General features: G+C 65.9%; 10 protein-coding genes. 4 read left to right on the top strand and 6 right to left on the bottom strand.

Translation table 11 applies throughout. The features are described from left to right. Positions 1-13 precede the first annotated feature (13 nt). Both KW845_RS11105 and KW845_RS11100 read right to left on the bottom strand, forming a co-directional pair. Positions 14-1,579: an ABC transporter substrate-binding protein gene (locus tag KW845_RS11105; RefSeq protein WP_218369276.1), complete on the bottom strand. Its 1,566-nt coding sequence runs from the start codon at positions 1,577-1,579 to the stop codon at positions 14-16. Between the two features lie 98 nt (positions 1,580-1,677). Further along, entirely contained in the window at positions 1,678-3,924 is a 2,247-nt protein-coding gene (locus tag KW845_RS11100; RefSeq protein WP_218369275.1) for a penicillin acylase family protein, read from the bottom strand. 167 nt (positions 3,925-4,091) lie between these two features. Between KW845_RS11100 and KW845_RS11095 the strand changes: the two genes are divergently transcribed. The 4 genes from KW845_RS11095 (at position 4,092) to KW845_RS11080 (ending at position 8,058) form a co-directional block, all read left to right on the top strand. After that, positions 4,092-4,829 (top strand): GntR family transcriptional regulator, encoded by a 738-nt coding sequence (locus tag KW845_RS11095; protein WP_218369274.1) that lies wholly within the window; start codon positions 4,092-4,094, stop codon positions 4,827-4,829. Positions 4,830-4,937: 108 nt separating this feature from the next. Further along, positions 4,938-6,203 (top strand): aminotransferase class III-fold pyridoxal phosphate-dependent enzyme, encoded by a 1,266-nt coding sequence (locus KW845_RS11090; RefSeq protein WP_218369273.1) that lies wholly within the window; start codon positions 4,938-4,940, stop codon positions 6,201-6,203. A gap of 11 nt (positions 6,204-6,214) precedes the next feature. After that, the gene (locus KW845_RS11085) at positions 6,215-7,087 is read left to right on the top strand and encodes a transketolase (protein ID WP_218369272.1); all 873 of its coding nucleotides are present in this window, start codon (positions 6,215-6,217) and stop codon (positions 7,085-7,087) included. After that, the gene (locus KW845_RS11080; protein WP_218369271.1) at positions 7,084-8,058 is read left to right on the top strand and encodes a transketolase family protein; all 975 of its coding nucleotides are present in this window, start codon (positions 7,084-7,086) and stop codon (positions 8,056-8,058) included. Before KW845_RS11085 ends, KW845_RS11080 begins: the two co-directional genes overlap by 4 nt. Before the next feature lie 64 nt (positions 8,059-8,122). On the opposite strand, the gene KW845_RS11075 is transcribed toward KW845_RS11080, so the two are convergent. The 4 genes from KW845_RS11075 to KW845_RS11060 all read right to left on the bottom strand — a co-directional run bounded on the left by KW845_RS11075 (position 8,123) and on the right by KW845_RS11060 (position 12,570). Further along, on the bottom strand, positions 8,123-10,474 hold the full coding sequence (locus KW845_RS11075) for a molybdopterin cofactor-binding domain-containing protein (protein WP_218369270.1): 2,352 nt from the start codon (positions 10,472-10,474) through the stop codon (positions 8,123-8,125). Further along, entirely contained in the window at positions 10,471-10,938 is a 468-nt protein-coding gene (locus tag KW845_RS11070) for a (2Fe-2S)-binding protein (protein WP_218369269.1), read from the bottom strand. Before KW845_RS11070 ends, KW845_RS11075 begins: the two co-directional genes overlap by 4 nt. Before the next feature lie 79 nt (positions 10,939-11,017). Then, positions 11,018-12,238, bottom strand: a complete 1,221-nt coding sequence (locus KW845_RS11065) for a beta-ketoacyl synthase (protein ID WP_218369268.1) — start codon at positions 12,236-12,238, stop codon at positions 11,018-11,020. Continuing rightward, the gene (locus KW845_RS11060; protein ID WP_218369267.1) at positions 12,235-12,570 is read right to left on the bottom strand and encodes an acyl carrier protein; all 336 of its coding nucleotides are present in this window, start codon (positions 12,568-12,570) and stop codon (positions 12,235-12,237) included. Before KW845_RS11060 ends, KW845_RS11065 begins: the two co-directional genes overlap by 4 nt. Positions 12,571-12,587: the final 17 nt, after the last annotated feature.

The following is a 12,587-nucleotide window of genomic DNA, read 5'->3' as shown; positions in this document are numbered from 1 at the left end:
GGCGGGGCGCGTCCTATTTGAGCCAGACGTTCCAGAAGTGGTTCATGTAGTACGGCTCGAAGCCGCCCACCTTCCGGGTATTCAAGACCTGCACATTGCCCCGGTCGGCCACCTTGATCATGTAGGCCTGGTCCAGCACGCGTTGCTCGATGGTCAGCCAGGCCTGCTTGCGGCCTTCCTGGTCGGCCGTCTTGTAGAACGTATCGTAGGCATCATCCAGCACCTTGTCGTCTTTGACGTGCGGGAAGTTGTAGATCATGGCCTGCCACTGCTGCGGCCCCAGGATGGGGTTCGAGCAGAAGCTGGTGGTCGAGACGTTCCAGTTGCCCTTGCCCGTCTGCAGGTTGGACGCATTGGTGGTCCAGTCTGTCATGTCGATCTTCACATTCATCCCGGCAGCCTTCAACTGCTCGGACAGCACCAGGATGGAATCGCGCATGTAGTCGTAATTGTTGTTGGTCTGCAGCACGATGGGCTCGTTGTTGTAGCCTGCCTGCTTCAGCAGCTCGCCCGCCTTCTTCGGGTCATTGCGGTCATAGTGGCCGTTGGTGGCCTCGCCACCGTAGTAGGCGCCATCCGGATAGACCATCGAGTGGTTCTTGCGCGAGGCGCCGATCACTTTCATGATGTCGTCCACATGCACGGCCTCGCGGATCGCCTGGCGCACCAGCGGCTGGTCGGTCGGCGCCTGTTGCGAATGCAAGATGAAATACTGCTGGCAGTACGGATACACCGTCACTTCCTGCAAGTGCTTCTGCCCTTTCAGCCGCGCTGCCAGCTCGGGCGGAATCGTCGAGGTGAACACCGCCTCGCCCGTCTGCAGGGCGGCCACGCGCGCATTCGCCTCGGGCACGAAGTTGAACCGCACGGCATCCACATAGGCCGTGCGCTTGCCGGCAAAGCCATCCGGACCATCGGCGCGGTCATCCGGCACGTAGTCGTCGAAGCGCTGCAGCACCAGGTGGCTGTCCTTGACCCATTGCCCCAGCTTGAAGACGCCCGTGCCGATGACGTCGATGCCGCGTGCCGGCTTGTCTTTCTGCTCGGCCGGCAGGATCACGAACGGGTACACCGGCGTCTTCAGCACGTCCAGGAAGGCCGAATTGACCTTCTTCAGGCGGATCACGAAGGTGTCCGGGTCGGGGGCCTCGTAGCTTTCCACGTCTTCCAGCACCGACTTGTTGGGACTGACGCGCGCATAGCGTTCGAATGTCGCTTTCACGTCATCCGAGGTCATGACCTTGCCGTTGTGGAACTTCACGCCCTTGCGTAGCAGGAAGGTGTACGTCTTCTGATCGTCGCTGACCTTGATCTCGCGCGCCAGCAGCGGCTTGGTGTTATAGGTACCGTCGATCGTAACCAGGCCTTCGTACAAGTGGTGGATGACTTCCAGGTCCACCATGCTGGCGGCGACCTGCGGGTCGAGAGTGCCGGGGCCCGACAGGCTGGCGTACACCAACGTGCCCCCCTGCTTGGGTGCGTCGTCGGCGGCGATGGCCGGCGCCATCGTGGCGGCCAGCAGCGCTGCGCCCAGTGTCATAACGCGTCCGATGCGCTGCAATCTGCGATTCGCGATCATCTTGTTCCCCTGTATGCATGGGTACCTTGCCGCGCCACGCGGCGCGGCCAACCCGGTTGAAAACGGCATGCCGGCGCGACAGGCACCGGCACGCAGCGCTACGGCGCCAATCCGGCGGGCGCCAGTGTCTGCCTGGAAACCACGCAAGCGTCCACCGCCGCGCGCGAAAATGGAGCGGGAACCAGTTCGCACCGCGCCCACAACGCATTCTGGTCGCTATAGTGGGCATCGCCGGGCACGCCCGACGCGCCATGGAACACTACCCAGCGGCTGGCATCCCAGTCGCCCACGTCGAACACATAGCGCGCCACCGGCCCATACGTGGCGGCCGGCCCGCTGGTTGGATACGCCCCGTGGGCGCTGACGCAATCGCCGTCGCCGCCCAGCTCTTCCGAACTGGGCGCCAGCGCCTGCGCCTGCGACGCGAATACCTCTGCCAGGGGATGCGCGAACACCGGCCTGTGCAACCGTCCCCATGGCTGTATCGGGCCGCTGCCCGCCACGGCGGCAAGAGCCTCGGCGATAACCTGGTTCCAGTCGGCGCCGTCCAGCAGGCTGGTGTCTTCGCGACGCAGCAGTTCGGGCAAGACCCACCACAACTGATTCACCGGGACCACACCCGGGGCGGCCATCGTGGCAAACAGGTCAGCCGCGGCCCGATCCAATCCCGAGCGCCGCGCCAGCACGCGCGTCATGGCCTGGCGCACCAGCATGTATGCCGACGGCGCCAGCTGATCTGCCGTCATGCGTCCATCCCAGGCGCGCAGCAGCCCGATCAGCCGGGCTGCGGCGCCTTGCACCGGCACCTGGCAGATGCGTGTCGCGATCTCAACCGCTCTTGCGCTATGCGTGTCGCCCAGCAGCGCTTCCATGTCGGCCACGCGCGCGGGGCCGATCTGATCCAGGCATGCGCTGATGCGCCGGGCGCGTGTCGAAGGATGGCAATCGGTGCACAGGTAATCGCCCTGGCCGTCCGGCACGATGCGGTTGTTGGCCGTCACCAGCTTGCCCGAGGCTGGATCCACCAGGCGCGGCATGCGTTCCCAGGGGATGAAGCCGCGCCATTCATGGCGTCCGGTCCAGCCGGGCACGGGCAGCCAGCCATTGCTGCGATCGCGCTCGGGCACGATGGCCCGCACATTCACGCTGATGTGGCCCGCGGTATCGGCCGACACCACGCTGTGGTCGATGACGCCCCAGGGACGGCACACCTCGTTGAACTCGCGCACGTCGCGCGCGCGCAGCATGGGCAACAGGCAATCCAGCGAACGGTCGACCGGATCGAGCTGCACCGAACGCAGCGCCACGCCGTAGCCTTCGGGCGCAATGTCGGCCAGCAGCGGGCCGTGGCGGGTCTGCACCGTGCGCACGCTGACGGCATCGGCGCCGCGCACGCTTATGACTTCATCGGCGCACAGCGCTGGCGCCCAGCCGATCTCGGTTTCGTAGCGCCGCGGGTCGGCCGGGTCGAACCGCTCCAGGTACAAGTCGTGGATGTCGGCGAACGCGTGGGTGACGCACCATGCCACGTGCTCGGTATGGCAGAAATGCGGAAAGGCCGGTACGCCCGGCACCGAAAACCCCAGTGCGTCGAAAGCGTCGCAACTGAGGTGCAGTTGCGAGTACATGCCGGGGATTTCGAAGATGCGGTGCGGGTCGCCGGCCACCAGCGGCCGGCCGCTGGCCGTGCGTGCGCCGGACACGGCCCAGTTGTTGGATCCGGCAATCGTTGCGTCGCGCGGCGCCAGCGCCAACAGCCCTTCGATCGCCGGCGTCAGGGCATCCAGCCCGGCGATCCAGCGACGCGCATCGGCATCGGACTGCGGCACCACGAAACGCTCGGTACCTCCATCGTCGTAGCGCAGCAGGCTGACCGCCTGCGGGCCGATGGTGCGCAATGCCGCGGCACGCCAGAGCTTGAACCAGATGGAACCCATCAGCAGTCCGCGCTGGCGCATCACCGCCACGCATTGCCAGGGTTCCCAGGGTTCGGGCTGCTGGTCCAGCAACTGGTACTCGACCGGCGGGGCCAGTTCGGCCATGGCCGCATTCGCCCCCTTGGTGTAGCAGTCCAGCATGCGCCGGGTTTCCGGGGCAAGCTGCGCATAGTCGCGGCGCGAGGCGGCCTCGACGCCCAGCCGGCGGGCCAGCGCATCGGCCGTCACGCCGGGCGGCCCGATCCATTCGGCATAGCGGCCGACGGCCCGGCGGCGCGCCGCGTCCATCTGCCACAGGCGGTCTTGCGCATGCACATAGCCGTTGGCGTAGAACAGTTCGTCTACGCTGCCGGCCCGGATATGCGGGATGCCCCAGCGGTCTCGCAAAACTTCAGGCGACGATGACATCCTGCGCTCCTCGTTTTACCCGGCGCCAGCCCTTTGGCTGGACACGATATATAATATATTATGTTGTCCAACAGGGGCTCCATATCCGTAGTTCTACCTAGACGGCTGCTTTTTCCTAAAATCAAGGCCCACGCCATTCGCCACGAGCCTTCGATCCACAATAAAACATGGCAACCCAGAAATTTTCTGTTGTTCGCGCCAGCCTTACCGGCCAGATCTACCGCACACTGCGCGACCGGCTCATGTCCGGCCGCTTCCAGCCCGGACAGCGCCTGAAAATCGGCGAACTGGCGGCCGACCTGGGCGTCAGCGAAACGCCGGTGCGCGAAGCCATCCTGTTGCTGACCAATGATGGCGCCATCGAAATGAAGGCGGGCTACTACTTCCTGACCCGCCGCCTGTCCCTGGCCGAATACATGGAAATCCGCCGCCTGCGGTTGATGCTGGAGCCCGTGGCCGCGGTCGAGGCGCTGCCGCACATCGACGATCCATTCATCGCCGAGCTCGAGCACATCCACGCCACCCTGTTTCGCGCCGAAAAAGAACACGACTATCCCCAAGCAGTGCAATCCAATTTCGATTTCCATTTCTCGCTGTATCGCCGTTCCGGCATGCCGCAACTGACGGATATCCTCGAGCGCCTGTGGGTCCAGGCGGGACCCTTGCTGAACTACCTGTACCCGCATGGCCATCCCACCTACCGGGGCGACCACCAGCACCTGCTCATCATCGCGGCGCTGAAGGCCCGCGATGCCAAGGCCTTGTCCACCGCGGTAGAGCAAGACCTGATCGAAGGCGGCCAACAATTCATCGCCTACCTTGAATCCATCGATCACGAAGAACCCGAACCGGTGAAAAAGTCCTCGGCGAAGTCAGTGCGGCGCGGCACGCGCCAGAAGCAATAAGCCCCTTGATGAACGCCTTTTCGCCACGCCCGCTTTACGACGCTTGAAAACATCATATATCATGTATCGTATTCATTCCAAGCACTGCATGCCCGGACAGGACCCAAGATGACCGCCATCCACCCGGTAGTAGATCTGGACCCACGCAGTAACAGTGTTCTCGAAGACACGCGCCTGCGGGCCCGCGCCAACAAAGTCATTCCCGGCGGCATGTACGGGCACCTGAGCGCCCGGGGGCTGCCTGCCGGCTATCCGCAGTTCTTCGCCCGTGCCGAAGGCTGCCGCGTCTGGGATGTGGACGGGCGCGAATACCTGGATTTCATGTGCAGCTGGGGCCCGGTCATCGCCGGCCACAAGCACCCCGTCATCGACGAAGCCGCGCGCAGGCAGGCAGCCCTGGGCGATTGCATGAACGGCCCCACGGCCCGGCTGGTGGAATTGTCCGAACGCCTGGTCGGCATGCTGCCGCACGCCGATTGGGCCATGTTCCAGAAAAACGGCACCGACGCCACCACGGCGGCGCTGATGGTGGCGCGCGCCGGTACAGGCAAGCGCAAGATCCTGCTGGCCAAGGGCGCGTATCACGGCGCCGTGCCCTGGTGCACGCCGTCGTTGGCCGGCGTCACCGCCGAAGACCGCGCCCACCTGGTTTATTTCACCTACAACGATATCGACAGCCTGACCGCCGCGGCCCGCAGCGCCGGCGACGACCTGGCCGCCATCCTGGTAGCCCCGTTCCGCCATGACCTGGGCGTCGCCCAGGAAATGCCCGACCCCGCCTTCGCACGCCAGGTCCGCCTGCTGTGCGACCGGCAAGGCGCGGCACTGGTCATCGACGAGGTGCGCGCCGGCCTGAGGCTATCGTTGCAGGGCAGTTGGGAAGCGCTGGGCGTGCGGCCCGATATCTGCGCCTGGAGCAAGGCCATCGCCAATGGGCATGCGCTGGCGGCCGTCACGGGCAACGACGCCTTCCGCAACGCGGCCCAGCAAATCTACATTACCGGCTCATTCTGGATGGGTGGTGTGGCCATGGCCGCGGCGCTGGCCACGCTGGATGTGCTGGAAAATAGCCAGGCGGTCAGCCACTTCGAGCAAATGGGCCAACGCCTGCGCGATGGTCTGCAACGCCAGGCCGACAAGCACGACCTGAAAATCAGCCAGACCGGGCCCGTGCAACTGCCGCTGGTGCTGTTCGAGCACGACCCGGATTTCGCCCAAGGCGCGCGCTTCGCCGCCGAGGCCATGAAACAGGGCGTATACCTGCATCACCGCCACAACATGTTCCTGAGCCTGGCGCACACGGCACAAGACATCGATAACGCGTTGCAGGTCACCGACCATGCCTTCGCCCAAGTCGCCGCGGCCGCGCATTGAAAGGAACGACCATGTCCACCATCACCTCCGCTTCCACCTTTGCGGCCGTCTTTGGCGCCACTCTCGAAACCGCCGAACTGTCGCGCATCGCGCTCGCCCTGCGCAAGCAAGTCGTGCGTATGGTGGCGCGCACCGGCCAGGGCTACGTGCAGCAAGGGCTGGGGGCTGCCGACCTGTTTACCGCGCTGTACTTTTCCGAACTGAACCTGCGGCCCGACGATCCGGCCTGGCCCGATCGCGACCGCTTCATTCTTTCCACGGCGCACAATACGGCGATCTTCTATGCCACGCTGGCCGCACGCGGCATTCTCGATGCACGCCGGCTGGACACCTACTGCGAAGATGGCTCCGAACTCGAGATCAACGCCTCTGAACGCCTGGGCCCCATGATCGAGGCCACCTGCGGTTCACTGGGCCAGGGGCTGTCGGTGGGCGTGGGCATGGCAGCGGCGCTCAAGCGAGCCGGCCGGGACAGCCGCGTCTATGTGCTGCTGGGCGACGGCGAGCTGCAAGAAGGCCAAGTCTGGGAAGCGGCCCTGGCCGCCGGCAACTGGCAACTGGACAATCTTTGCCTGATCATCGACGCCAACGGCATGCAGGTGGAAGGCCACGTCAACCAGGTGCAGCCGGACGAGCCCCTGGCCGATAAATGGCGCGCCTTCCGCTGGCGCACGCAAGACATAGACGGCAACGACATGGCCGCCGTCCTGGCCGCGCTCGAACAGGCGCGAAGCGTGCCGGGCCAGCCCCACTGCATCATCGCGCGCACCCGAGTGGGCCGGGGTGCGCCCTCGCTGGAAGGCATCCTGGGCCACAACCTGAAGCTGCCCCTGGACACCGCCGAGCGCGCCCTGCAAGAACTCGACCTGGAGGCACAGCGATGAATCGCCCGCAAGACAATCTTGCCGTCAATGACTTCACCGACCGCTCCAGCCAGCCGGCCGTGCGCCGCCTGTACGGCGAGGCATTGCTGGCCGCGGCCCGCAAAGATCCGCGCATCGTCGCGTTGACCGCAGACCTGAGCGGCCCCACGGAAACCGATCTGTTCCGCGACGCGCTACCCGACCGCTTCTACCAGGTCGGCATCGCCGAGGCCAATATGGTCGGCATGGCCGGCGGCATGGCACGCTGCGGCCATATCCCGTTCGTGCACACCTTCAGCGTGTTCGCCACGCGGCGCGCCTACGATCAAGTGGCCATGCAACTGGCCTATCCCGGCCTGAATGCCAAGGTGGTCGGCTTCATCCCTGGGCTGGATACGCTGCTGGGCGCCAGCCACCAAGCCATCGACGATGTCGCGCTGATGCGCGCCCTGCCGCGCATGCGGGTGCTGGAACCCGCGCCCGGCCAGGCCGGCGAGGCCGTGCAAGAAGCACTGGCCTACGACGGACCCGTCTATCTGCGCCTGGCGCGCGCCGGCGGCGCGAGCGCCGCCCACCCCTATCCGGCAGCCAGGGACGGGCTGGCCTCATTGCGCACCGGCAGCGACGGGCTGCTGCTGGCCAGCGGCCTGAGTATCCCGGTTGCGCTGGACGCCGCCGACGAACTGGCCCGGCGCGGCAAGCAGCTCAGCGTCGTCGCAGTGACCTCGATGAAGCCCCTGAATCCGCATATCGCCGATCTGGCCCGCAACGTGCCCACGGTCGTCACCGTCGAAAACCATTCCATCATAGGAGGGCTGGGGTCGGCGGTGGCCGAGTTGCTGATGGAGCAGAAAGTGGCGGTGAACTTCGCGCGCGTCGGCGTACGCGACACCTTTGCCTATGGCGCAACCACTCCCTACCTGATGGCGGAATTCGGCCTGGACGCCCCGGCCGTGGTGCAGACCTTCCTGGAACAAGCCCAGCGGGCCTAGCGTTTCCTGGAAAACCGGCGGCCTGGGCCCCCTGGCGGGCGGCCCAGGCCTTTGTCTCGCGCCCTCAAGCCTTGAGCTGGTCGCGGATGGGCAGGCTGCGAATGCGCTTGCCGGTGGCGGCGAAAATCGCGTTGCACAGTGCCGGCGCGAAGGGCGGCACCGCCGGTTCGCCCACCCCGCCCAACGGCACGTCGAAACCGTGCTCCACCAGATGTACCTTGATATCGCGCGGCGCCTCGGACATGCGGGTGACTTCATACTGGTGGAAGTTGGTCTGGTTGGTGCGCCCCTTCGAGAACGAGATCTCGCTGCGCGTGGCCAGGCTTAGCCCCATGATGCAGGCGCCCTCGGTCTGGGCCCGCACGCGGTCGGGATGCACCTGCGGCCCGCAGTCCACGGCCACGTGCACCTGATGCACCACCAGGCCGCCGTCCTTGGCGACCTCGACTTCCACCACCGTGGCGATGTAGGTCACGAAGCTGTAGCTTACCGCCAGGCCCAGCCCGCGGCCCGGCTCGAGCTGGCGTCCCCAGCCCGCCTCGCGGGTGGCGACCTCGATGACATGGCGCATGCGCGCCGTATCCAGCGGATAGACGACGGGCGATTCGCCGTAGTTCCAGTCATCGGACATATCCGCCGGCGAGATCTTGCGCGGCGGCCCGATCAGTTCCAGCAGGTAATCGCGCGGATCCCGCTTGAGCGCATGCGCCATTTCGGCCACGAAGCTCTGCACCGCGAAGACGTGCGGGATGTTCGACACGGAACGGAACCAGCCTATACGCGTATGGGCAGGCACCGGCACCGATTCGACCCGGAAATTGGCGATGGCGAACGGGATGTTCACCGCCGACATGCCCAGCTCGAAGGGCTGCTGGCCCTGCGCGTTGGCAACAAAGGTAGATCCGATGGTGGGCGCCGCGGTGCGGTGCAGCCACGCCACGGCCTTGCCCTGGGCATCGACACCGGCTTCCAGGCGCTCGACCGACACGGTATGGAAATAATCGTTGGTAATGTCGTCTTCACGCGACCAGGTCACCTTGACCGGCTTGCCGTCCATGGCGCGCGACAGCAAGGCGGCCTCGACGGCGAAGTCCGATTTCGACTTGCGCCCAAAGGCGCCACCCAGCAAAGTCTGGTGCACGGTAACGGCCGCGATGTCCAGGCCCAGGTGCTTGGCCACGTTCTCGCGCGTGCCGTAGGGCGACTGCACGCAGGCCCAGACTTCGCACTTGCCGCCGGCCACGCGCGCAGTGGCCGCGGGCGGCTCCATGGAAGCGTGCGCCAGATGCGGCAGATAGTATTCGGCCTGGATACGCTGGGCCGCCCCCGCCAGCGCCTGCATGGCGTCGCCGTCATTGCGCACCGCCTTGGCAGGCTTGTTCGCCCCTTCGCTCAAGGTCTTGTGAAAGGCTTCGGAATCGTAGCTGGCGTTGGGGCCGTCGTCCCATTCGATCTCGAGCGCCTGGCGGCCCTTGAGCGCGGCCCAGGTATCCTTGGCAATCACGGCCACGCCGCCCAGCGGGGCGAACACCGGTGGCGTGGGGCCGGCCGGGATCTCGACCACCTTGACCACGCCCGGCACCTTCATGGCGGCATCGGCGTTATAGCGCCTGACCTTGCCGCCCAGTACCGCCGGCCGGGCAACCGATGCATACAGCATATCGTCCAGGCGCGTATCGATACCGAAATGCGTCTTGCCCGTGACGATGTCCTGGATATCGACGCTGCGCGTGCTCTGCTTGCCTATATAGCGGAACTGCCCGGGCGTCTTCAGCCGCAGTGCGTCGGCAGCCGGCACCGGCAGCGCCGCCGCCGCCTCGGCCAGCTCGCCGAAACCCAGCTTGCGCCCGGTTTTCTCGTGCACGACCTCGTGATTGCGCGCCACGACCTCGTCGGCCGGCACGCCCCATTGCTTGGCGGCAGCCGCCTCGAGCATGCCGCGCGCGGCCGCGCCCACGCGCCGCATGGGCTGGAAGAAATGACGGGTGCTGCGCGACCCGTCGGTGTCCTGGTTGCCATAGCGGGGCTCGTCGCCCGGTGCCTGGATGACGCGTACCTTGCTCCAGTCGGCGTCGAGTTCGTCGGCCACCACCATGGGCAGGCCGGTGCGCACGCCCGTGCCCATTTCGGCGCGGTGCGCGATGATGGTCACGATGCCGTCCGTGCCGATCGACACGAACACGTGCGGATCGTCCACCGTGCCATGCGGCATGCCGTCTGCGCCGTATTTCTTTTCTGTGCCGGCCGCCTCGGCCGCGCGCACGATACCGCCGGCGCCTACGGAAAGCACCAGGCCGGTCAGGGCGCCGGCCGCCTTCAGCCAGTCGCGGCGAGCCGGCGAAAGCGGCGGCCCGTCCATCGATCCGGGCGCAGAAGCGGGCGGAACCTGGGAGAACATCCGTGAGAATTCGCTCATTTGGCGGCTCCCCGGGCAGTGGCAACTTGCTTGATGGCGGCACGTATGCGCGGATAGGTGCCGCAGCGGCAGATATTGCCGCTCATGGCCGCATCGATGTCCGCGTCGGTGGGGGCAGGATTGCTTTTGATGAGCGCCGTGGCCGACATGATCTGGCCCGATTGGCAGTATCCGCATTGCGGCACGCCGATGTCGGTCCATGCCTGCTGCACGGCGCGGCCCACGTCGTCTTCGCCCACGGCCTCGATCGTGGTGATCTGCTTGCCGGCCACCGCCGAAAGCGGCGTAATACAGGAACGGATGGGCTCGCCGTCCAGGTGCACCGTACAGGAACCGCACATGGCCATGCCACAGCCGAACTTGGTTCCTGTCATTCCCAGGCGGTCCCGAATGACCCACAACAGGGGCATGTCATCGGGGGCATCTATCTCTTGCGGCTTGCCGTTGATCGTCAAACTGGCCATGGGGGCTCCTTAGGCTAGGAAAGTCAACGCGAGGATGACGCCCATACTAGCGCAGCGCGCCCCGGCAAGCTACTCCCCGCTAAGCCGCCCTGCGGAAGGCCAGCACCGCGTTATTGCCGCCCATGCCGAACGAGTTGCTCAGCGCCAGCCGCAGCTCGGGCAGGTGCCGCGCCCCCTCGGGAACATAGTCCAGGTCGCATTGCGGATCGCCGCGCTCGAAGAACAACGTGGGCGGAGCAATTCCCTGCTGCACCGCCATGGCGGTAATGGCCGCCTCGATGGCGCCGGCCGCCCCGATCGTGTGCCCCACGGCCCCTTTGATGCTGCTGACCGGCAAGTGGCCGGCCTGGGCGCCGAACACCTGCTTGATCGCGGCGGTCTCGATACGGTCGCCCACCAGCGTGCCGGTGGCATGGGCATTTACGTACCCGACATCCCGGGCAGCCAGCCCGCCATCGGCCAGGCAGCGGAACATGGCCAGGGCCTGGCCCCTGGGATCGGGTCGCAACGGATGGGTGCCATCGTTGCTGACCCCATAGCCGCAGATTTCCGCGATAACCGTCGCGTTGCGGGCACGCGCATGGCTGGCCGATTCCAGCACGAGCATGGCGGCGCCTTCGGCCAGGGCAAACCCCGTTCGCCTGTGGCTGAATGGGCGGCACTGCCCCACCCGTCCGTCGGCGGGTTCGGCGCACAAGACGTGCAACTGCATCCAGGCTGCCATGAGCGTGGGCGAGAACATGGATTCCGTCCCACCCGCGATCGCGACATCCAGGTAGCCGTCGCGAATACGCCGGAAGGCCTCGCCGATCGCGACAGCTCCGGCCGAACAGGCCGTGGCATAGGTTTGCGCCTCGGCGGTCGAGGCCAGTTGTTGTGCGATCTGCGCGGCCGCCGCCTGGGGCATCACGGCGGGAACCACCAGCACGGGGCGCTTGGGCACGACGCCATGGTATGCCTCGACCGCTTCGCACAGCGTAGAGACCCCACCGATGCCAGTACCGACGAAGACGCCGCACTCGGCCTGCTGCCCGGCCCCCAGGCCGGCCCGCTCCAGCGCCTGATTTGCCGCATGCTGGCCCATCAGCGTCATGCGGTCCAGCATCCGGACCTGGCCGGGATGCACGCCCTCGGCGATGTCTTCCTTTACGCAACCCACGCTCTTGTCGATACGAAAGTCAGGATGCCTGCCTATGCCGCAAACGCCGGCGTTGATCGCGTCGAAGGTCTGCTGCGCCGTTGCCCCGCCCACCGGCGAAACGATTCCGATAGCCGTGATAACCACTTTCCTGCGCGTCATTGGGCCGCTCCTGCATCTTGGTTCAGCGGCAAGGCCCGGCGGGCCATCACCTCGTGCATATAAACAATCAGGGCGCTCAGGTTTCCGGGGAACACACTCATGACCTCTTGCGCACCCATCTCATGGTTGGTAGGCAACATTTCGTCGGTTGTCAGGCCGAATTCGGTCTCGATTTCCAGCAAGATCTCCAGGATGGCCAGCGAGTCGAACTGCGTGATCACCTCGGCGAACTCCTGGTCTTGCAGCAGGGATGCGGATTCGCAACGGCACGTCCTGGCGATGATGGTGGCCAGCTGTTCACGAAGTATTGGCGTGTCGGGCAGCGTTTGCATAATGGCGTAGTCAGATC

The sequence above is a fragment of the Bordetella sp. BOR01 genome (genome assembly GCF_019218885.1).
Lineage (GTDB): Bacteria > Pseudomonadota > Gammaproteobacteria > Burkholderiales > Burkholderiaceae_B > Bordetella_A.
Note: the sequence above shows the minus strand (reverse complement) of the source record. Positions and strands in the feature narration are given on the sequence as shown.